Consider the following 23,617-nt stretch of genomic DNA (forward strand, 5'->3'; position numbering starts at 1 on the left):
GGCGGTTGTTGGTGGATTTTGGCCCGGGATTTGTCCGGGTTGGTTCAGTCAAGCTGGAGGATGGCGAGGATGGGCAGGTGATCGGAGGCGACGGGTTCGTCGAGAGTGCGGGTTTCGAGGACTTTGAAAGGGTCGGCCGAGCGGTGGAAGATATAATCAATGCGGTTTTCGCGGTCTGGGGTGGCGTGTTTGCCGAGAGCGGGGGCGGCGGTGTCGGCCCAATGTTTTTGCAGGGCGGCGACGGGGGCGGAGGAGGGGCGGGCGTTGAAGTCACCGGCGAGGATGACGGGGGCGGGATCGTCGAGGAGGAGTTCGTTGATTGTCGCGGTCTGGATGGCGCGCTCATCGGCGGAGGCGACGGAGAGGTGGGTGCAGGCGAAGCGAAGCGCGCGTTTGCCGGGAAGGCTGAGGCGGGCGACGAGGAGGCCGCGCTGTTCTTTCTGGACGGGCGGGGGGAGGAGCATCATTTCGTGGCGCTCAATGGGAAATTTGGAGAGGATGAGGATACCGTATTCGCCGCCGCGGTAGTTGATGGTTTTGCCGAAGGCGTGGTCCATGCGGAGTTTTTCCGCGAGGACGCGGGCCTGGTCAACCCGCCCGGTGCGGGTGGTGTCGCGGTCAACTTCCTGCACGGCGACGAGGTCGGGGGCGGCGGATTCGATGACGGCGGCGATGCGGTCGAGGTCGAGTTTTTTGTCGGTGCCCTCGCCGTGGTGGATATTATAGCAGAGGACGCGGAGGGTTTGGGGTGCGGCGGCCTGGTCAGGCTGGATAGGCTGGAGGGGTTTTATGGAGATGTTGCGAAACTCGACGGGATCGTTGTGGCCGGCGAAGCCGAAGTGGCCGCTGGCGCGGTCCTTGCCCGGATGTGGTTTGTCGCCCATGAACTCGGTCACGGTTGACAGGTCCGCGTCGAGGATGGGCGCGCCGTTCAACTCCACCTTGATGGTCGGGCCGGCGACGGTGACCTCCTGGTAATTCCATTCGCCAGCAGGCCGCTGGTAGCCTCGGTGCGCGCCGACCATGCCGTAGGCGGAGCCGTGCGCCTGGCGCGGGTCGATTTTTTGCCCGGTGACTTTTTCGTAGTCGGCGGCGAGTATTTGCAACTCGCACATGCCCGCGTAGGCGGGGTTGCCCTTGCCGGGATAGCGGATGGCGAGGCCGTTGTTGCCGCCGGGGGGCAGCTTGAATTCGAGGCGGGCGACGAAATCGGAATACTCGGCTTCGGTGTAGAGTGTGCCGCCTTTTTTGGGCTGCCAGACGATGGCGCCGTCCTTGACGGCCACGGCGGCGGTCGCGCCCGTCCATCCGTCGAGGTTTTTGCCGTTAAAGACGGATTCGAACCCGTCAGGGGAGCGGTCACGCAGGAGGGCGGTGGCCTCGGCGCCGGAAATTTCGCGGATATAGAGGTCGCGCCAGCGGATTTCGGAGCCGTGTGTTTGCAACTGTATCGGGCCGCGCGCGGGCACCGGGGCGCGCTGCGCGCGCGGGAGTTTGCGGTCGTAATAGTTTTCCATGACGGCGCCGTCCACGGTTTGTTTTCCGTTCAACCAGACCCAGACGCGCGACCCGGCCATGATGACGCGCAGGCTGTTCCATTCGCCAAAAGGCTTGTCGGCAAAGACGAGCGGGTCCTTGCCGGGCGCGCCGGGGCTGTTGTTCCAGAGCGCGCCGGAGCCTTTTTGCGCCCCGTTTTTGAATTCCTTCGGGTTGGTGTGGTCCCAGATTTGCACCTGCGGGCACCCGCGCAGGTAAACGCCGCTGTCGCCGAGCGGGAGGGCCTTGTATTCGAGGAGGAGTTCGAAGTCGCCGTAGTCGTTGCCGGTGGTCAGATACAGGCCCTGTCCGTCGTTGACGAGTTCGCCGTTTTCGACGCGCCAGTGGGCGCGGATGTCGGCCAGCGAGGCATCGCGTTTTTTTGCGAATTCCTCCGGCGGCAGCGCCATGTAAACGCGCGGGTCCTCGGTCTTCGCGCCCCACCAGCCGGCGAGGTCGCGTCCGTTGAAAAGCGCCGCGAACCCGGCGGGCGGCGAGGGGAGTGCCTGCGCATGCAGGAATGCGGCTTGCGCGAGTATTCCGGCGGCGAGGGCACACAGGGCAATTCCCCGGGGATTGTTTTTTTTCTTCATGGGCAATGCGTGGCAAAAGGGATGGCTGCGGGGTGGGGGAACGGTGGTTCAGGATTATATATCAATGACTATTGAAAAACAGATTTTTGCGGGAGGGACGACCTCCGTGTCGTCCGCTTCGGGAGGAAAGCGGAAGAACCGGAATGGACGACACGGAGGTCGTCCCTCCAAACCCTGTCTCTGCCAACGTGTCATTTTGATTTATAAAAATGCTAGAGCTGGGCGTGGCCGAGAAATTCCTCGGGGGAATAGCGTTTGAAGGCCTCGATGGCCTCGTATTCGGCGAGACCGAGGATGTTGTAGGCATCCGCGATGGCGCGTCCGCGATCTTCGCTGCGCTGCCAGAACTCGCGGTGGTCGTCGCCGGCGAAAAGCGCCGTGTCCTTTTGCGTGGCATGGCGGAAGATCGCGCGGCGGCGGCGCAGGACTTCCTGCGGGCTGAGGGGCACGGCCATGTCGATTTCATCCGGACCCCACGAAGCCCATGCGCCGCGGTAGAGCCAGAGCTCGGTGCCGGCGACCCAGTCCTTTTTGTCCGCGGCGCAAAGGGCGAGCGCGTCGCGGAGCGCGTTGAGGCAGAGGCGGTGTGTGCCGTGCGGGTCGTTGAGATCGCCGGTGGCGAAAATCTGGTGCGGGCGGATTTCGTCGAGGATCGCACGCATGACCCGCAGGTCGGCATCGGCGAGCTTGCGATGACGGTCGGCGTCGTGGTGGTAGAACGGCAGGTCGAGAAAATGCAGATGGTCGAGCGGCACCCCGCAGACGCGGGCCGCGGCCATCGATTCGTGACGGCGCACGAGCGCCTTGAGCCGGGTGATTTCGGGCGCGGCGGGAAGCGCGCCCGTGTTTTCAAAGGCCGCGCAAAGGGCGGACGCGGAGAAGTCCGGCGGCGGCGTCCCGGGAGAGGCCGCGTCGATGGTGTCGCGCGCAAAGAGGAGCGCGCGCCAGAGCGCCTCGTCGGAAATGGCGTTGGCGCCGGACACCTGGCAGGCGACATGCACATCGTGGCCGTGCTCGACGAGCCGGCAAAGCGTGCCGCCCATGCCGATGACGGCATTGTCGGGATGCGCGGAGAAAATGAGTATCCGTTTCGGGAATACGGCGGCGCTGGTCGAGCGGAGCGGGCGCGAGGGCGCGTCCCCGGGGCGCGTGCGCGCGGGGTCCCGCCCGCCGGGCCAGCCGGTGATGGTGTGCTGCATCTGGTAGAACCCGGCGAGGTTGGCGTCGTAGGCGGAACCGTGGATGCGCAGGAGGTCTTGCAGGCCGGATTCGTTGTAATCGTCGTTGGTAAGCTTGAGGATCGCCTTTTTCCGCCGCAACGAAAGCCAGATGATGGCCCGGCGCGTCATGCGCGCATCCCATTCGAGCCCCTGATCCTCGAGCGGGCCGAGGAGCCAGGGTGCGCGATGGCGCGTAAGCTCGCCCGCCGCCGCCAGGTCGGTGATGAACAAGGCATTGTCGTGCTCCTGGAGAAAAGACGCGGGACAGTGCGGGGTCACCTCGCCCTCGACGGCGGCGCGGACGACGGGCGCCTTGTGCTGCCCCCAGGCCAGCAGCATGACCCGCCGCGCGCCTAGGATGGTGCGCACGCCCATCGAGACGGCCTGCCGGGGCGTGTGTTCCTCCCCGCCAAAATCACTGGCGGCGTCGCGGCGGGTGAGCGGGTCAAGCGTGACAAAACGGGTGCGCGACCGGCGCGCCGAACCCGGCTCGTTAAAGCCGATATGGCCCGTCCGCCCGATGCCGAGGATCTGGATGTCGATGCCGCCCGCCTCGGCGATTGCCTGTTCGTAGCGCCGGCAGGATTCCTCCGCATCGGCGGCAGGCGCGTTGCCGTCGGGAATATGCGTGTTTGCGGCGGGGATATCGACCTTGGCAAAAAGGTGCGTCCACATGAAGTGGTGATAGCTTTGCGGATGCCCGGGCGGAAGATTCTGGTATTCGTCGAGATTGAAGGTGACGACATTTGCGAAACTGAGGCCCTCTTCGCGGTGCATGCGCACGAGTTCGGCATAGAGGCCGAGCGGTGTGCTGCCGGTGGCAAGGCCGAGGACGGCCCGCCGCCCCTGGCGCTGGCGCTCGCGGATGAGCGCCGCGATTTCGCGCGCGACGCAACGGGACGCCTCCGCGTTGTCCTTGAAAACGGCAAGGGCGACATGCTCGTGGCGGTTTGGCGCAAGGATGTGCTGGCTGATCATCGAGAGGAAAGCTCGCGGGCTTGGCGGTTGGCGATTTTTGCAATCCGGCGTTTCTAAAGACTTGCTGATGATACCCGGGTCGTGGTCTGTTTTGAATGGCAGAAACGACTATGTTTTTAACAAAAATAACAACCCGGAGCGCGGCCAGAAAGATGCCCTCGCTGGAAAAACTGCTGGCCCTGCTGCCCTCCCCGGCGCATCCGCTGGCCGGCAGGCGCGCGACGACGCTCGTCCTGCCGGACAACATCGCCTGCTTTTGCCGGCGCTCCGCGTCCGGCCTGAACCGCCCGCAGCGCGGCCGCGCGCTGCACCACCGGTTCGTGCTCATGCTCGCGCTCCGCACGGGCGTGACCGTCCGTGTGGACGACACCGACGTCTCGTTGGGCGAGGGCAAGGGCCTGCTCGTGTTTCCGTTCCAATTCCACGACTACATGGACGCCCGGCGCGAGGCGTTGCAGTGGCTGTTCATCACGTTCGACATGGTCAACGACGGCTCGCTCGAGGCGCTGCGCTACCAGCCGTTCGACATCACGCCGGACATGGTGCGGATCATGGCGGACCTGGTGGCGGTGTATTTGAAAACCGGCGCGACCGCCGACGACTTGACGACGTTGCTGCTGGCGCTGTTGCTCGCTCATATCAAGCGCCCGCGCGCGGGCGCGCGCAAACGGGGGCAAAGCCCGGCGGCAAGCACCTTGGCGGGCGGCCGCGCCGCCGGAGGCCCGGGCCTGATGACGAAGGTCAACGAGCTTGCCGAAGAACGCGCCCTGCCGCCGAGCGTGAAGGAAATGGCGGCCGCGCTGGGCATCAGCGCGAGCCATTTGCGGACCCGGTTTCGGGAATCGTGCGGCGTGACGATCGGCAGGCACGTGCGGTGGCTCCGGCTGGAAAAGGCGCGCGGCCTTCTCCGATTAAGCACGCGCCGGGTGAGCGAGATCGCGGAGATGTGCGGGTTTTCATCCGTCTATACGTTCAGCCGCGCGTTTCACGCGGCCTACAGCGTGGCGCCGCTCGAATATCGCAAGGGCGCCCACATCCAGCCGCGGAAATCGACCAGACGCCGGTGAGGATGCCGGCGCGGAAATGGCCCGTCCCCCGCTTACTCGCTGCGCAAATCGACCCTGGCACCGGCCAGACCGTCGCTTTCCGCAGTGAGCGTGATCGCTCCCGGGGAACCGGGACGGCTTCGGATGATGACGAGAGCGAGGGCGTTGTAGGCGCGGCGCGCGGTGGAGCGGAATGCGGTGTGATCGGTGGCGTCGCCGTTGTCCGTCGCGATGATTTCGGCCGGGCCGGTTACATGAAACCGGATGAGATTACGTGCGCGCGGGACCGGACGACCGTCCCTGTCGGCGATCGTCACTGTGATGAAAGACAAATCCTGTCCGTCCGCGCGAAGGGCGGCGCGATCCGCGCCGAGCGTGAGTTTCGCGGCGGGACCGGTCGTGGTGCGCGCGGCCTCGGCCCACGGGCGTCCATTTTTCCAGGTGAGAACCTTCAATTCGCCGGGCTCGTAAACGATCTCGTCCCATCGGAAACGATATTCGAGCGGCGAGCGTTTTTTGCGTCCGAGGGATTTTCCGTTGAGAAAAAGCTCCGCCTCGTCGGCGCTGGTGTAAACGTGCACGGGGGTGATTTCGCCGATGCGTTCAGGCCAGTTCCAATGCGGCAGGATGTGCGCCATCGGCAGATCGGGCCGCCAGCGGGCCTGGTAATGGTAGAAACGGTCTTTCGGAAAACCGGCGAGATCGATGATGCCGAAATAGGAGCTGCGCGCGAGAGTGCGGACGCGTCCGAGTTCGGCCAGTTCCTTTTCGGCGCGGGCGCGCTCGACGGGATCGGAAAAGTTCAGGAGATTGGTCGCGTCGTCGTTGTAGGGCGTGGGCTCTCCGAGGTAGTCGAAACCCGTCCAGACGAACTCGCCGAGCACGGCAGGATTTTCATCTTGGGCGCGCCATTCGTCATCGGGTGTCGTGGCCCATCGGGGGGCGTAAAGATCGTAGGAACTGACCTGGTTGTCGGCGCGGCCGTCGTTTTTGTTTTCGCCGACCGGGAAAAAATACTCGCCGCGCGAGCTGATGGTCGATGCCGTCTCGGCGCCGAGCAGCGGGATGTGCGGGTGCGCGGCCCGGAAGCGCGCATATTCGTGCGGCTTGTAGTTATAGCCGACGATGTCCATCACAGCGTGGAACCCGCTGTAGCCCGAGCGCACGCCGTTGAACCCGCAGGCAATGGGACGCGTGCGGTCCTCCTCGCGCACGATGGCGGCGAGGCGGGCGGCGAGTTTCCAGCCGTCGGAGCGACCCTGCTCGCGAATTTCGTTGCCGATGCTCCACTGAATGACGCACGGGTGGTTGCGGTCGCGGCGGACGAGGGCGCGAAGGTCCTTCTCGTGCCAGTCATCGAAAAAGCGGCTGTAGTCGTCGCGTTTCTTGCCCATCGCCCAGCAGTCAAACGCCTCGTCCATGACCAGGAAACCCATGAGATCGCAGAGTTCGAGCAATTCGGGCGCGGGCGGATTGTGGCTGGTGCGGATGGCGTTGCAGCCCATCTCGCGCAGGATTTCGAGCTGGCGCTCCATCGCGCGGAGATTGATCGCTGCGCCGAGCGCGCCGAGATCGTGGTGCAGGCATACGCCCCGAATGGGCACGCGTTCGCCGTTCAACAGAAATCCGCGGTCTGCAGTCGTATCTGTTTTTCGGATACCGAACGGCGTCGTCACGCGATCGACGAGCGCGCCGCTCGCGATGACCAGCGTCTCGGCGACATAGCGGTGGCGAGCAGCGAGGCTCCAGAGGCGCGGGGCGGCGAGGGTGACGGTGTGCGAATAGTTCGCCTGGCGCGCGGCGTCCACCTTCACCCGGGCGGGTTCGCCGAGGGCAACGGGCGCGCCGGCGGGACGGCCTTGCGCGTCCGCCTCGAAGACGCGCAGGGCCAGCTCGACGTTCGCGCCCGTTGCGGTCGTGTTGTCCAGCGTGACGGCGATATCGACGGTGGCGGCCTCGCGCGTGACGACCGGCGTGGTGACAAAGACGCCCCATTGCGCGACGTGCACGGGATTGGTTTTCACCAGCCAGACGTTGCGGTAGAGACCGCCGCCGGGATACCAGCGCGAGGATTCGCGGGCGTTGTCGAGACGGATGGCAAGGGTGTTTATCTCGCCGGGTCGCAGGTGAGGCGTGAGATCGACGCGCCATGAGGTGTAGCCGTATGGCCAGCCGCCGATGAGCCGGCCGTTGAGCCAGACGAGGGCGTTGGACATCGCCCCGTCGATATCGAGATAGACGCGGCGTCCGGCATCGCTGGCGGGCGAGTCAAAGTGCTTGCGATACCACGCGGTGCCGAACCACGGGAGCTTTCCGGTCTCGCCGGGCAAATCTTGCCGGAAATCACCCTCCACGCCCCAGTCGTGCGGAAGGTCCAGCGCTCGCCATTTCGTGTCGTCGAAGTCCGGCTGCGCCCAGGTTGTGCCATTCGTATAATTGGCGTCGGGAGTCGGTGTCCCCGCGGGTGCGCGTCGCGTCGCGTCGGCCAGCAGGTGGTCGCCGGTCGGCAGCACCCAGTCGCGCACGCGTTCGTAGTCCAGCGCGCCGCCGATGTGCGCCGGGTCGCCCTGCCGGAAAAGCCACCCGTCGTTGAACGCGATGCGCTCGCGCACGGACTGGGTGGAATCGGCATTCGAAATCGTGAGGGCGGCGGCATCAGCCGCGCCCAGCGCGGGCGCGGACAGCAGGCAGAGGAGCGCCGTGGATTTTTTGATGTGGCGAGGCAGGCCGGGTTCGGCGCTCTCGGAAGACGGAGTCTGGCTCATGGGGTGGATGGAAATTCGCAGCATGGTAAAAGCTCCGGCCCGAAACGTCTTTACCATAAAAGGTAATTATATTGTTGTTTTGGCCATGAGAAAGAATGCGCGCCAGAGCCCGTTCCACATGCACCTGCTCAATCTCGAGACCGGGTGGGAATATTCGCGCAACATCATCCTCGGCGCGCGGCATTACGCGTTTACCACGGGGCGCATCAAGCTCAGCAACAGTCCGCTCAAGCGCGGCACGGACCTCGCGGCCATGGTGCGCGAGCAGCATATCGACGGCATGATCGCGCTGGTGCGCGAAAAGGCGGTCGAGCGAAAGCTGCTCAGGCTGCCGGTGCCGTGCGTCAACATCTCCAACGTCATGCCGTCGACACGGCTGCCGCTGGTCACGCAGGACGACGAGGCGGTGGGGCGGCTGGCGGCGGAGCACCTGCTCGCATGCGGCTGCACCACATTCGCATGCTGGGGGCAGCGCAACGCGCGTTTCTCACAGGAACGCATCAAGGGCTTCCGCCACACGCTGCACGGGCGGATGCCGTGGGCGAAGTGCGTCGTGGGCGAGGGCCCGGCCCTCCTGGCGGAGGAAGGCGCGCCGCTCATCGCACGCATGCGCGCCTGGCTGGGAAAACTGCCCCGCCAGCTTGGGATTTTCGGCGTGCTCGATCCGTTTGCCCTGCACCTCATCCGCGCCGCCCAGGAGATCGGGCGCAATGTGCCGGAAGACATCGCGATCATCGGCGCGGGCGACGACGAATTCTGGGTGGATTTCGAAAACGTGCCGCTTTCGAGCGTGAAGCTGCCGTCGCGCCAGATCGGATTTGAGGCGGCGGCGCTGTTGCACAAATGGATGGACGGGCGGAAAGTGGCGGCCCTGCCAGGCGAGTTGCACCTGCCGGTGACAGCGGTGTCCGCGCGCCGCTCGACGGACGTGCTGTTCGTCGAGGACGAGGCGGTGGCGCGCGCGGTGGCATTCATCCGCGAGCACGCATCGGAGAATGTTTACGTGGAGGATGTGGTGCGCGCGTCGGGCATTTCGCGCAGCGGCCTGAAAGTGCGCTTCAAGCAGGCACTCGGCCGCTCGATCCTCAGCGAAATCCAGCGCGTGCGCATCGCGCGCGTGCAGTATTTTTTGCGGACCACGGACATGAAGCTGACCGCGATTGCCGAGGCCTGCGATTTCCCGAGTTCGCCGCGCCTGAACGTGCTTTTCCGGCAGGCCACCGGCCAGACGCCGGGCGAATATCGCGCCATGTTCCGGCACGAGTGACGGGATACGGGGCGGACCCCGGGCAAAACCATGCGGACGGGATTCATGATGCTCATGATGTTGGCCAAAACGACAAAATTATTGCCGTTTTCGGTAAAGACGTTTCCGCCGTCTTCTGACATGATCGGGACATCCTCGGTATTTTCCCCTTCCCCGCAAATCATCCCATCGTCCCCGGTTGCCTTATGAAAACACCCTTGTCGCTTTTTCGTTTTTCGCTGTGCGTTGGCGTGGCCGCCTGTCATGCGCTCATGGGGGCCGTTTATGAATGGACACCGGATGGCACCCAGGAAGGCGCGGCATCGGGCGGCGATGGAGTGTGGAGCAGCACCGGCGTAAACTGGTGGAGTTCCAGCGCGATGAACGCATCCGCATTCGGTACCAGCGCCAACCCGCTCGGCGGCGCGGGCAGTGACACCTTTAACTTCATGGGCGGCGGCACGCTGACCAAGAGTGACACAAGCTATTTTGGAGACGGGAACTACAATCAGACCCTCTTTTTCGCCGCCGACAGTCGCTATACGATCCTAGGCCAGACTGGTTCCACCGGCCTGCTCGACGGGCAGCATTCGCGTCTGCTTTTCAACCTCGCTCCTTCCGCACTGCTCACCTTGGGAGGCGACGGAAACTGGATCGGGGTCGCATCTTCCTATGATAACGGCGGCGCGGCCACCGCCAACGCGGGCCTTACGATCGGCGGCGGCGGCGCAATGGTGCTCAAAGCCGGCGCGTGGCTGCGCAACAATAGTGACAACACCCGTCTGGTGATCAAAAACGGTTCGAAAATAGCGTTTGGCGCGGGATCGCTTTACGCAGGAGTGGGCAAGGATCTCGGCTCCATCGGCGGCGCGTTTTCGGGCCTTTCCCGCATAGCCATCGACGGCGGCACGCTGGAGGTCGATGGCGGAGTTGTGCACGTCGGTTACTCGGAACTCGCCAACGAGTGGCGGCGCGGTTTCGGCATCGTGATCGGCATGCTCACGGCGGCCTCGGACCCGAACGACTCGGTGTTCACGCTCACGAGCGGCACCGTGGTCGCGCTGGGCGATGCCCGGGGGAATGATGCCAATTACGCAGGCCTCCTTTTCGCGGGCAATAACGCCACTTACAAAGGCGGCATCGCCAACCTCAACGGCGGGACGCTCGTCACCACCAACATCAGGACGCGGAACGATGTCCGGGCCGAATTGAACCTCGACGGTGTCACCATCGTCGTGTCCACCGCCGCCGCCGGCGCGACGGTTGTCCCCACGCAAGCGCAGCTGCGAACGAGGCTGGATAATTTCATCACCGGCTTCAACACCGCCGCCACCAACCGCATCAACCTCGGTTCGGGCGGCGTGACATTCGACACCTCGCAAATCGACACCGTGGCGCTCGGCGGCGACTATGCGACGAGCGTCCTTTCCGTGATGGGCGGCGCGGGCGGGATCACCAAAACGGGTGCCAACACGCTCGCGTTGCGCGCGGTCAACACCTACACGGGCGCCACCGTGGTCGAAGGCGGCGTCCTCCGGCTGCAAACCGCGGGCGCGATCAATGCCAGCAGCGCCGTCACTGTGGGCGCGAGCGGCACGATTAATACTTGGGGACTCAACCAAACCCTGCAAAATCTCGACGGAGCGGGCCTGATCGTGATGGGAGCCGGCAGCCTCGCCGTGGCAAGCACTGCTGACACCGCGTTTTCCGGTGCCATCACCAGCAATGTCACCACCGCCGGTGCGATCACCAAAAGCGGCGGCGCGACCTTCACGCTGGCCGCGCCCAGCAACAGTTATTATGGGGCGACCATCATCAATGCCGGCACGCTGCGTGCCGGCGCGACCGATGTGCTGGCCGGCAGCAGCACGCTGTCCATCGCGAACGGGGCCGTATTCGACGCGGATGGGCACGACCAGTCTTTCAAGAACCTGACCGGCTCGGGCTCGCTCACGCTCGGCGCGGCCACGCTCACGGTGAGCAACAGCACCGCCGACAACGTTTACAGCGGTATCATCTCCGGGGCGGGTGGCCTCGCCAAAACCGGCGACGGCGTTTTGGCCCTGGACGGCGTCGGCACCTATACGGGAACGACGACGGTCAATGGAGGGCTTCTGCGGCTCCAGGCAGCCGGTGCGATTGATGCCAGCGGCGCGGTCAACCTCGGCGCGAGCGGCACGATTCAGCTTTGGGGCCAGCCGCACACATTACAAAACCTCGGTGGATCCGGTCTGATCGTCATGACCTCGGGAGAGTTGACCGTCGCGAGCAGCATGGACACCACGTTCGGCGGTGCGATTACCAGCTATTCTACCACAGGAGGGCTGTTCACCAAGACTGGCAGCGCGACCTTCACGCTGGCCTCGGCGGCGGAGCACTGGGGCGCAACCACGGTGGCCGAGGGCACATTGCGCGCGGAGACGGAAAACATCCTCGCCAACAGCCGCGTGCTCGCCATCGGCGCCGGCGCGGTCTTTGACGCCAACAACCATAATCAAACGATCAAGGGACTCATCGGCTCGGGCACGCTGTTGCTGGGCACCGGCACGCTCACGCTCAATGACATCGCGGACAGCGCCTTCGATGGCGAAATCTCCGGCGCGGGCGGTCTCGTGAAAAACGGCACCGGCACCCTCGCGCTCGGCACTGCCAGCGCGAGCTTCACCGGCCTCGCCACAGTCAACGCCGGAACGCTTCTGCTCTCCAGCGGGCTCACCCATTCCGGGCTCACGCTGAAGACCAACACCACCCTCGGCGCTGTGGGTGCAATCGCGGCGCTCACAGCGGAAAACAATTCCGTCATCCGAATCGGTGATCAAAGCGGTGTGACCGAACAGACCCTGACCGTGAACGGCGCGGCGAGCCTCACAGGTGTGACACTCACCTACGATCTTTTCGCCGGCAACGCCAGCGACCGGCTCGACGTCGCCGGCGCGCTCACCAACGGCGGCGGCAATACCATCGACCTGACCACCTACGAGATCGGCGCATTCAACCTCGGCAACGGACTGGCCGCGTTGGGCGCCGATGTGACCACCACCATCCTCATCGAGGGAGCAATGATTGTTCCCGGCGGACGCCAGCAGGCATCCTTCGACACCACCGAAACCGGCTATCTCAAGCTCGTCACCGAATCGGGCGAGAGCGCGTTGCGCACCTGGACCGGCGCGAACGGCGCCGAGATCAACTCCTCCGCGGAAAACTGGAACGAAGACGACCGGCGCTTCGCGCGCGGCGACACCCTTGTATTTGACGGCAGCACCGACGCTCCCAACGCGGCGAACCGTGTCATCACGGTTCAGGCTGCCGGCGTGACGGTTTCCGGCATGGAAGTCAGCGGCACCGCCGACTATGTGTTCGACGGCGGCCGCATCGTTGCCGACAAAACCAGCGCCGTAGGCACTGTTCTCGCCGCCCCGACTGGAAAACTCATCAAAACCGGAGCGGGCACGCTCACGCTCGACAACGGTGCCAACGACTTCAGAGACGGCGTCGATTTCGGCGGCGGCATCCTCGCCCTCGGAGCCGACACCACGCTCGGTGGCGGCCCGCTTCTCGTCACAGGCACGGACACCACGCTTCGCACCGCGGGCACACTGGGTTTCCGGCTGGAAAACTCAGCCGGCATCGCCCCGGACGCCACGCTCGTCCTTGATGTGCTCGACGCTTCTGCGACCGCCACGCTCGCAGGCAGCATCAACGGCTCCGGCGTTCTCTCCAAAACCGGCGCGGGCGTGCTTGCGCTCACCGGCTCCAACGCCCATGCCGGCGGCACCCGGCTCGCCGCCGGCACCCTCGCCTTCGCGCACGACCACGCCCTTGGCGCCGGCGCGCTCGTCCTCGAAGCCGACGCGGCCACCGTGCGTTTCGACGCCGATGCGCTCTCCGTGGGCAACGCCATCGCGATAGGCGCGCACGCGGTCACGTTCGACACCGGCACCCATGCCGCCACGCTTTCCGGCACGCTTAGCGGGGATGCCGCCGGCGTGTTCACGAAAACCGGCGGCGGCACGCTTACCCTTTCCGGTTCAAGCACCGCCTTCCACTCCGCGCTCACCATCGCCGAGGGCATGCTTGCCTTCACCTCCGCCGACAGCATCGGCACTTCCGCGACCGCCGCCGCGACCATCGCCGCCGGTGCCACGTTCGCCATCAACCAAGCCGCAGCCGGCGACATGATTTTCGCCCGCCGGCTCGACGGCAGCGGCACGCTGGACATCACGCTCTCCTCCGGCACCGGCAGGATCGGCTTCGCGCAAACCGCCGCTGGCGGAGCCTGGTCCGGCAACATCGCGCTGGATCGCGGCACCCTCGCCGTCGATGAAAACGCCTATGCGCTGCTCGGCGCAAGTTCGTCCGGCACGCTCGCAATCCACTCCGGCGGTCTGGCCGATGTCACCGCCACCGGCACGCTCAACGCCCTCGCTCTCGACGGCGGTTCCGTGCGCGTCACGCTCGGCGCGGACCATGCCACGCCGCTCGCCGTCGCGCATCTCACCGTCACAGCCGGCAGCACCATCGCGGCCAACCTTGACGGTCCCGACATCCCGAACCCAATTGTCAATCCTCCCGCCTCGCCCGACTCCGCCAACCTCTTCGACTTGGGCCTCTCCACCGGCATAAAACTCATCGACGCGGAAAACGTCACCGGCATCGGCGAAGTCCTGGCCGTGACGCGGCTCGACGGCACCACGATCGCCTCGCCCCTGTTCGTCGATGTCACGCAAAACGGGGCCAAGGCTGCCACCGCCACCTACAATTACAACGCCACCGCGCAGGCCGACGGCGTGCATCTCAGCTACGGCATCACCGCGCTCGACATCCTTTCCGGCCAATCGCTCATCCTCGATAATGCCGGTGCCGACACATCCACGCTCACCGCCGGTCTCGGCGGCGCAGGGGGCATTGATGTGCGTGCGTCGGGCACGATCACACTGTCCGGCAGCATCGGTTTCACCGGCGCGACCACGGTTTCGCGCGGCGCGTTGAAGCTCATCCATGCCGATGCGCTCGCAAACAGCGCGTCCGTCACGCTGGCGGAAAACACCACGCTCGATGCCGGTGGCCAGAACCAGACTTTGCGCAATCTCTCCGGCGCGGCCGGCAGCGCCATCGATCTTGGCGCGGCCGGCTCGCTCACGCTCGATAGCGATGAGGGCGTTGACACGGTTTTCGCGGGCGGCATCAACGCCACCGCAGCCGCCACGCTCACCAAAACCGGCTCCGGCGCGCTCACGCTCGGCGGCTCCAGCACCCACGGCGACACCGTCATCTCCGGCGGCACGCTTCGCGCCTCGCGTCTCGATGCGCTCGGCTCCGGCGAGGTGACTATCGCCGCCGGGACCACGCTCGAATTCAACGGCGCCAGCGGCAATCTCGACCGGGCCATCAATACCGGTGGCTCGCGCCGCGGCACACTCGCGTTTGTGGACAGCGCCATCAACCTTGACCGCGCCTACGCCAACATCGCAGCCTTCGCCATCTCCGGCCGCTCGTATGTGCGGGTCAACGCCGCCGGGGCGTTCGGCGGCGGCTCCGGCAGCGTCAGCGTCCGCGACGGCGGCGCGCTCGAGATCGGCGCCGTCTCCGTCGCGGTGGCCGGCCTGACAATGGACGGCGGCGCGCTGTTGTTTTCCTCCGCCTCTTCCGCGCTTACTTCCGCCTCGGGCACCGTTTCATTTGCGAACCATGCCAGCGTCGGCCTGGCCGACGGCTCGATCGCGTCCGGTCGTTACACCTTTGTATCCGCCCGCTCACTACTCAGCGACAACGCCAGCAATATCCCCGATTATGCGCCCTACCAGCACGGCAAGCGTGTCGTCGTCTCGCGCGCCGGGCAGTCGCTCGTGTTCGACGTCATGGACACTGCCGCCCATCCCGCCAAGGATGCCGCGATGGTCTTCGACACCGTGCTCGCCTCGCTCGGCACCATTTATGGCCGCATGAGCGAGTCGCTGGCCGATCCGCTCATCTCCCGGCAGTCCGGCGACCCTGCATGCGGATTCTGGACGCGCGGCTTTGGTTCCAGCGCCGACTACGAGCAGACTGCCGCGCAGCCCGGCTTTAAGGATTGGAGTTACGGCATGGCGGTCGGCTGCGACCGGGTTTTCGGCGAGCGCCTGCTGCTCGGTCTTTGGGGCGGTTTTGCCACCAGTGCTCTCGACACCTTCAACGGCGCGGCCACCGACGCCGACCACCAGCTCGGCGGGGTTTACGCCGCGCTCAAACTCGGACGCTTCCACCTCGCCGCCGACGCCGCCTTCGGTCTGCTCCAGACCCAAAGCACGCGCGACGAGCAGACCGGCCGCGCCTATGGCAGCTACGATGGGGATTATTTCGCGGCGGGCGGGGAGATCGGTTTCCGCTTGTTTGAATGGGCGGGAGGCTCCCTCAGCCCGACCGCCGCGTTGCACTGTATCGATGTGCGCGTCGACGACTATGAAGAAAGCGGCCCGGGCGCAATGCGCGTGTCCGGTTTCAACCAAGACCGCGTCCTCAGCGTGCTGGGCATGAAGGTCGCCCATGGGTTCACCCTTCCGTGGAACCGCCCCGCGTTTCTCGACGCGCGCCTTGGCTGGCAGCAAACCCTGCGCGGCAACACCGGTTCGGTTGACATGGCTTTCGCCAGCGACCCTCTCAATTCTTTCGCAGTGACAGCCGGCGGCTACTCCAGCGGCAGCCTCGTGCTAGGTCTCGGCCTGCGCGCCGCCTTCACTGACTCGCTCTGCCTCGGACTCGGCTACGACTACGAATCCGCCTCCGGACGCCAGCGCCACTCCCTTAATGGCACCCTCCGCTATGCTTGGTGAGTGCCTCCGCCCATACGGCCGCATTCTTTGCAAAACATCTCCGCATCTTTCATGTCTGCTTCCCTCCAACCCGCACTCCACACCGCCGGCGCCTGGCCGGTCATGCTCACGCCCTTCGATGCGCAAAAACGCATCGACTGGCCTGCCTTCGACCGTCTGGTCGACTGGTATCTCGCCGCCGAGGTCGAAGGACTCTTCGCCGTCTGCCTGTCTAGCGACATTTTCCAGCTCGACGCCGATGAGCGCCTGGAACTCGCGCGCCGCACCGTCCGGCGCACGGCCGGCCGCGCGCGTGTGATCGCGTCCGGGGCCTTTGGCGACACGCCCGCCCAGACTGCCGAGGCGGTCAATCGTCTGGCCGATACCGGCGTGGATGCCGTGATCCTGCTCACCAACCAATTCGCCCGCCAGGATGCCCTGCCCGAGGCATGGCAGGCCGCCGCCGAGACCGCGCTCCTGCGCATCCGCCCCGAGGTGGCGCTCGGCCTCTACGAATGCCCCCTGCCTTACAAACGCCTCCTCACTCCCGCCCTCACCCGTTGGGCGGCGCAAACCGGCCGTTTCCATTTTTTGAAAGACACCTGCTGCGACATGACGCAAATCGAGGCCAAGCTCGCCGTCCTCTCCGGCACGCCGCTCCGCTTCTACAATGCGCACACCGCCACGCTTCTTCCCAGCATGCTCGCAGGCGGCCACGGCTTCAGCGGTTGCGGCGCCAACGCCATACCGCACCTCTATTCGTGGCTCTGCAAACACTTCGCCGCGCAACCCGAGCGCGCCGGGGCGCTCCAGGCCTTCCTCAACCAATCCAGTCCCGCCGTGGACAACAAATATCCCGCCTCGGTCAAAACCTACCTTCGGCTCCACGGGCTTCCCATGACCACGTCATCCCGTCTCCCGGACATCCCCATTGATTCCGCCGACATCGATGCACTCCGCGCCTTTCATGCCGCCGTCCGCCAGTGGGAGGAAATCTTAAACATCCCGTCGCCCTTTGCCTCCATGTAGGGGCTTCGCTTGCGATGCCCGCCGCAGATCCCGCCACCCTCCATCCCAACCCATACCCGCCATGAAAACACACATCCCCGCCCGCCCACTCCTCGCCGCCGCGTTTCTCTTCGGAATGGCTTCGCTTTCCGCGCAACCCCTCCCTGCGCCGCTCCCTCTCGAAATTCCGAAGGCTGATCCCGCCGTTGTGTTCCAGAAAGATGGTCAGATCGCAAAACTCACTCTCAAACAAAAAGCCTATCTCGCCCCCGTGAATCTGCCCAAGGCTTTCGGTGACAATTATACCCTCACGTTTTGGGTGAGACTCGACGACACGCCCGCCCTGCGGGAGACCGGGTTCACCCCCGACGCCCCCGTGACGCTCATCGATCTCTCCTCGCCTGACTGGGATGACCAGCGCACCACGCTGCGAGTCCACGGCGGACGGTTTTCCGTTACCGCCCTGAACGAGGGCAAATGGAAGATGCTCGCCGGCGTGCGCCCCATCGCGGAACCCGAGACATGGTATTTTCTCGCCTATGCCAAATCCGGAGGCAAAGGCGCCTTTTATATGAACGGCGACATCATGACCCGCACTCCCGCGGACGCCCCCGTTCAGGACAAAATACAAAATATAGTCTTCGGTAATTTTCAAAAACAGCGACGACTGCAAGGAGTGATTCTCCAGCCCCGCCTATATCCCGCGGCACTGGACATGGCCCAAATTCAATCGCTTCACGCCTCCCCTCCCGCCGAGGTAAAATGACCCCTTGCCCAACCGCAAAAGACACGGGGGTTGCACCCGGGGAAACAGAACCCGCGCCGTTTCGTCCTCCGCGTCCTTTGCGCCCGCTCCTGTTGACCTCATCCCTTTGTGTTCTTCGCGGTTATTATAAAACAACCATCACCATGATCTCCCGCATTATTGCCCTGCTGGTGCTCGTCGCGATCTCCGCCGGCGCAAGCACCGCCCAGGATGCTCCACCCGGACGCATCTCCGGCGTGGTTCGCAACAAAGCCACCGGCCTTTTCCTGCGCGATGCCATCATCGAATTGCATCCCGGCGGCAGGACCGCCGCCACCGACGAGCTCGGTCGTTTCTCGTTTTCCGTGCTTTCCCACGGCCTATATACAATCACCGTCTCCTACATGGGGCTGGAGTCATTTCAACGCACCGTGGAAGTCTCGGCCAATGTCCCCGCGCCGGAAATTGATGCGCAGCTTACCGATCCCGTCTACCGCCTCGAGGCCTTTGTGGTGAGCGGCGAGCGGGAAGGCGCCGCCGCTGCCATCACCCGCCAGCGCAACGCCGACAATGTCAAAACGGTCGTGGCCCTCGACTCGTTCGGATTTCTTCCCAACGAGGACCCCAGCGACCTGCTCATCCGCCTGCCCGGCGTGAACACCGAGGACCCCGATATAGGCACCATCAGCGTGCGTGGCATCGATTCCAGCCGAAATGCCGTCACCTATGATGGCGCTCAGATGGCCACCTCGTTTGGCATGATCAGCCGTAGTTTTCGCTTCATTAATATCAGCGCCTCCTCTTTCGAGGAACTGGAGGTTATCAAGGCTCCCACGCCCAACATGTTCGCGTCTTCCCTCGGCGGCACGGTAAACATGAAGACAAAAACGACGCTGAACATGAAGGAGGACGTCCAGTTTACCTATCGCGCGGGATTCAAGCTCTCGCCGTCCCTGTTTGACTATACGCCGCGCCGCATCGACAGCCCGTTCGGCCCGATTGCCGCCCTCGGTTACAAACAGATCTTCAGCATCGGCTCGGGACTTCGCAACTTTGGTGTCTCCCTGGAGCTTTTTCATTCCAAATATACAAACAGCATCGCCCGTACCGACACCGAATATGCGCCCACCATGGGGAATGCCTATATTTACCGGTTCAAGACGCAGGACAGCGCGGATTACCGCACCACCGACTCCGCCACGCTGCGTTTTGACTATAAATACTCAAATAGCACCCGCTTCTATGTCAGCGCCTTGTTCTCGCAGGCGAAGACGGATCCCGCCCCCGGCATGGAGGGCATGAACACCGATTTTCGCGCCAATCCCAACTCCGCCAGCGCCTATGCTCCAGGGTATAATGAGGACTATTCGACAGTCGCCACCGGCGGCATCATGCAGATCATCCAGGGATACCTCGGTTTCCTCGACCGCCAGACTCGCGTGCAGATCGGCGGCGAGCACAAATATTCGTTTTTGGAGCTGGATTATGACTTTACCTATTCCAACAGCAGCGTTGATCTCGATGGCGGCGGAAATGCCAGCTCCTCCGGCAATCAGCTCATCGCCCAGCTCTGGAACATCACCGACAGCACGCTGGACCGCACAGGCAATGCTGAGTTTCCCACCTACACCTATGCCGGCACGAACTCCGCGACTAATCCCTACAAGGCCGACAACTACACCGACTTCCGCCTGTATCACCGCCAGGGCACCCGCGACGGCACCAATTACGAGGCCAAAATCAATGCCAAGGCAAACATCGATCTATTCGGCCGGCCCGTGCAACTCAGTTCCGGCCTCGCCTGGCAGCAAGTCGGACTGAGCGAAAACCCGGACACCCGCCAATGGCGCTATAAATACAGCTATAACGCCGCCGGTTCGGGCAGCCTTGCCTCCGATTATGCCGTCGCACAATTTCTCGATCCCAGTATAAAAATTGATTCCCGTTTCGGCGCCGGCATCACGGAACTCCCGCGTTTTCACATCGGCCTCGTCAGCGACGACCTCCGGGATAATCCGGGCAACTGGTGGCATAACGAATACTATTATCTCCAGGATCAGCGCAACAATACACGTGATCTCAGGGAAAACATCTATGCCGCTTACCTTATGGGCAGGACTCGCTTTGGCAAGCTCGGCGTGCTTGCCGGCGCGCGCATGGAATACACCGAATTCGATGGCGAGGCATGGGAGCGCACCAAGACGCCCGCGTCCTCGACGGTTGAGCAGGTCACCGATCCATCCGGTTCCATCGAAAAGGAATACGGAATGGAGAAAAAACATACTCACAATTCTTATACTGATGTGTTTCCCGGCATCCATCTCACCTATGCATTTCACAGGAACTTTCTCGCCCGGGCCAGTTGGTCAACCAGCATTGGACGTCCTCCACCCCGACAACTCATCTCCACATTTTCATACAATGATACAAACCAGACCGTAACTGTAAGCAATCCCGACCTCCAACCGGAATATGCCAATAATTTCGATCTTTCTCTGGAATATTATCTCAAACCCGTCGGACTCTTCTCGATAGGTGCCTTCCGGAAGGAGATCTCGGATTTCATTTACAACTCCCGGGGAAAAATCATCGGCCCGGATGACGGCTATCCTGATTTTCTTGAAGGATACACTGAAAACATGTATCGGAACGGCGGTGATGCCACCATCAATGGGCTGGAGATTTCCTACGAGCAGCAGCTTTCATTTTTGCCCAGGCCATTCAAGGATTTACGCATTAACCTTAACTATACGTGGATGGACATGGATGCCTCCTATGACGCCGGTGTCCCGCGCACCACGGACGACATGCCCAACTTCATTCCCAATTCCTTCAATGCCCGCCTGCGTTACCATTACAAACGCCTTTGGTGCGGCGTTGCCTATAACTACACCGATAGCAAACTCGTCACCTATTCGGACAATCCCGCCTACCTTGAGTATCGCAAGGGACGTCACCAGATCGACCTCAACGCCTCATTCCGCATAAAACCGTTCATCGAATTTTTCGCGACTGTGAACAACATCACCGACGAACCGTATGTGAACTACATCGGCAAGGAGAGCCGGAACTACCGCACGATCTATAATGGCCCCAACCTTAACATCGGCATCTCCGGCCGCTTTTGAGACAGTGCCTGACCTTGCGTCAGGCCGCGTTTGCTGTGCAATACCCCAATCCGCGCGCAACGCCCGCGCACGATCCCCCACAACGCCAAACCCTGTAAAATCCATGAAATCCACACTCTCCGGAATCATTCTGGCGCTTTTCGCCTTCATCCTTTCAGCACATCAGTCCTTCGGTTTTTCCACCGGCTCGCCCATCCGCGCGCTCGCGCAGGATCACGTCGTTTTCGACAAGTCCCCCGATCCGGAAAACGTTCCGTTGTACACACCCAGCATTCTGCGCCTGCCTGGCGGGCGCCTCGTCGGCGCAAACGAGCGCAGCGATCAATGGCGCAAGATGGGGAACCTCTGGGCGCGCATCTGCACCTCCGACGACGGTGGACTCACCTGGACGCTTCGCGCCAAGGCCGGCATCGCCCACGGGCGGCTCTTCAAGGCGGGGAAATCCATATATTATTTGGGTCACGCCGGAGACCTCCAGATCATGCGCTCCGATGACAACGGCGAGACATGGACCAGGCAAGTCGCGCTCACCGCCGGACAGGAATGGCACCAGTCGGCCTGCAATGTCTGGCATGCAAAGGGAAATGTTTACCTCGTCATGGAGCACCTCACGCCCGGCGAGGGCGGATTCTGGAGCAAACTCGCCCCCGTGCCCATGCGCGCCAAGGAAATCGACGACCTCACCAAGCGGGAATCGTGGGTGATGGCCCAAAACGAGCTTACCTTTGCCGATCTCATTCCCGGATTTAAAGAGAACAAACCCCAACTTAACGGCTTTGGCATTCCTTTTTTCGAGCAGACCTTTCCCAAGACAAATGTCCTCGCCAAGAACCGCCAGATGCACCCGATGGGCTGGTTTGAAACCAATATCGTTCAAATCACCGATCCCGCCCACTATTGGTATGATCCCACCGGCCGCACGTTTCATCTTTTCATGCGTACCCACACCGGAGGTACCGGCTATGCCGCCCTTGCCAAAATGACGGAGAATCCGGATGGCAGCATGATTACCTCGCTTGTGACCGTCCCTTCGGGGCAGACCATGCTGTTTCTGCCGTTTCCCGGCGGGCAGATGCGCTTCCATGTGTTATATGATGAAAAGACAAAACTATACTGGCTCCTGGGCACGCAGGCCACGGATTCCATGACTCGTCTCGAATATCTCGCCCCCGACCGCTTCGGCCTTCCGAATGACGAACGCCAGCGCATGGTGCTGCATTTCTCCAAAAACATGGTCGATTGGTGCTTCGCCGGCCTCGTGGCCGCCGGCCCCGGCAACAAGGGCTCGCGTCACTATGCCTCGATGGATATCGACGGCGACGACCTTGTCATCCTTGCCCGCAGCGGAGACGAAAACGCCAAAACCGCCCATAACGGAAATCTCATTACCTTCCACCGGATAAGGAATTTCCGCGATTTGGTCTATTAAACGCAACCGTCACTCTTTATGCCGATAAATTTTTCCCCTGCCCGATGGGATGCTGTTCACCAGATGTGGGATCGCTGGTGGAAAGGAGAATCCGATCGTCCGCTTGTCTGTGTGCAAATAGACAACGCGACCGCACCCGACCGCCCAATGCCGCCGGTACCCTTGCTTTCACAGGACTGCGCATTGGACTTTTCCATCCCCTCGGGTGGATTGGTCGAGCGGCTAGACTATGAACTGTCCCGCCGCACCTGGCTGGGCGCCGCATTTCCCAGTGTGATCATGGATTGCTTCGGCCCCGGAGTCGTGGCGGCTTTCATGGGGGCGCGCATGGATGATTCCAGCGGCCGGATATGGTTTCATCCGCCCAGGGAAAACATGCCCATCGAGGACATCCACCTCGCATTTGACCCGGATCATCCAGTTTTGCAAAGAATACTGGACATATATCGCGCGGCCCACAAACGCTGGCGCGGGCAGGTTCAGCTCGGCCATACGGATCTTGGCGGCAACTTGGATTTGCTCGCGCATCTTCGCACCAGCGAGGCGTTGCTGATGGACCTTTATGGTTCACCAGGCGAAGTGGAACGCTGCCTTGGTGAAATTCATGGCATCTGGTGGAAATACTTTGAGTTGATACAGGAGGTTATCCAACCCGAAAACCCCGGCTGCACAAACTGGCTCGATTACTTCAGCCCGACCGTCACCTACACGACCCAATGCGATTTTGGCTATATGATTTCTCCGCAAATGTTCAGCCGGTTTGCCTTGCCTGAACTTGAAAAAACCTGGGAAAAGCTCGCCATTCCGGTTTACCATCTCGATGGTATCGGCCAGCGGGCGCACCTGCCGCTCATCTTGGAAAACCGCCACCTGGCGGCGATACAATGGGTGCCGGGGGACGGACAGCCTGACGAGTCGCACTGGCCCGAAATTTATCAAACCATCGCCGGCGCGGGAAAAAAGATCATCTGCAATAACCCGCGTTGTGTGCCCGCAATTGCCGGACAAACCGGGCACCCGGGACTGATAGCCAGCTCCAATCGGTATGTTTTTCCCGGCACCGACTACGAAACGGCCATTTCCTTGCTTGCCCAATGCGGCTGGTGAGCCATTGAGGACATTCGAGCACGATGAA

At 63.1% G+C, this 23,617-nt stretch carries 11 protein-coding genes; 8 read left to right on the forward strand and 3 right to left on the reverse strand.

What is annotated here, in order from left to right; all coding sequences use genetic code 11:
- Positions 1-44: 44 nt before the first annotated feature.
- A complete protein-coding gene (locus tag OH491_RS26020; RefSeq protein ID WP_068768353.1) occupies positions 45-2,129 on the reverse strand; it encodes a family 16 glycoside hydrolase in 2,085 nt (694 codons plus the stop codon).
- 212 nt (positions 2,130-2,341) lie between these two features.
- On the reverse strand, positions 2,342-4,327 hold the full coding sequence (gene nagB, locus OH491_RS26025) for a glucosamine-6-phosphate deaminase (RefSeq protein ID WP_342750761.1): 1,986 nt from the start codon (positions 4,325-4,327) through the stop codon (positions 2,342-2,344).
- Between the two features lie 152 nt (positions 4,328-4,479).
- Here nagB and OH491_RS26030 point away from each other — a divergent pair, with 152 nt between their 5' ends.
- On the forward strand, positions 4,480-5,394 hold the full coding sequence (locus OH491_RS26030; protein ID WP_068768351.1) for a helix-turn-helix transcriptional regulator: 915 nt from the start codon (positions 4,480-4,482) through the stop codon (positions 5,392-5,394).
- Between the two features lie 32 nt (positions 5,395-5,426).
- On the opposite strand, the gene galB is transcribed toward OH491_RS26030, so the two are convergent.
- On the reverse strand, positions 5,427-8,138 hold the full coding sequence (gene galB / locus OH491_RS26035; protein ID WP_084442022.1) for a beta-galactosidase GalB: 2,712 nt from the start codon (positions 8,136-8,138) through the stop codon (positions 5,427-5,429).
- A gap of 85 nt (positions 8,139-8,223) precedes the next feature.
- Between galB and OH491_RS26040 the strand changes: the two genes are divergently transcribed.
- The 7 genes from OH491_RS26040 (at position 8,224) to OH491_RS26070 (ending at position 23,589) form a co-directional block, all read left to right on the forward strand.
- Complete coding sequence (locus OH491_RS26040; protein ID WP_068769706.1) at positions 8,224-9,405, forward strand: substrate-binding domain-containing protein; 1,182 nt, start codon at positions 8,224-8,226, stop codon at positions 9,403-9,405.
- 185 nt (positions 9,406-9,590) lie between these two features.
- A complete protein-coding gene (locus OH491_RS26045) occupies positions 9,591-16,193 on the forward strand; it encodes an autotransporter-associated beta strand repeat-containing protein (RefSeq protein ID WP_342750762.1) in 6,603 nt (2,200 codons plus the stop codon).
- A gap of 51 nt (positions 16,194-16,244) precedes the next feature.
- The gene (locus OH491_RS26050) at positions 16,245-17,201 is read left to right on the forward strand and encodes a dihydrodipicolinate synthase family protein (RefSeq protein ID WP_145928463.1); all 957 of its coding nucleotides are present in this window, start codon (positions 16,245-16,247) and stop codon (positions 17,199-17,201) included.
- A gap of 61 nt (positions 17,202-17,262) precedes the next feature.
- On the forward strand, positions 17,263-17,946 hold the full coding sequence (locus tag OH491_RS26055) for a LamG-like jellyroll fold domain-containing protein (RefSeq protein WP_068768348.1): 684 nt from the start codon (positions 17,263-17,265) through the stop codon (positions 17,944-17,946).
- Positions 17,947-18,089: 143 nt separating this feature from the next.
- On the forward strand, positions 18,090-21,053 hold the full coding sequence (locus OH491_RS26060) for a TonB-dependent receptor (protein WP_068768347.1): 2,964 nt from the start codon (positions 18,090-18,092) through the stop codon (positions 21,051-21,053).
- A gap of 103 nt (positions 21,054-21,156) precedes the next feature.
- The gene (locus tag OH491_RS26065; protein WP_084441755.1) at positions 21,157-22,482 is read left to right on the forward strand and encodes a sialidase family protein; all 1,326 of its coding nucleotides are present in this window, start codon (positions 21,157-21,159) and stop codon (positions 22,480-22,482) included.
- Between the two features lie 183 nt (positions 22,483-22,665).
- On the forward strand, positions 22,666-23,589 hold the full coding sequence (locus OH491_RS26070; protein ID WP_334318954.1) for a hypothetical protein: 924 nt from the start codon (positions 22,666-22,668) through the stop codon (positions 23,587-23,589).
- Positions 23,590-23,617: the final 28 nt, after the last annotated feature.

The sequence above is a fragment of the Termitidicoccus mucosus genome (assembly GCF_038725785.1).
Classification (GTDB): domain Bacteria; phylum Verrucomicrobiota; class Verrucomicrobiia; order Opitutales; family Opitutaceae; genus Termitidicoccus; species Termitidicoccus mucosus.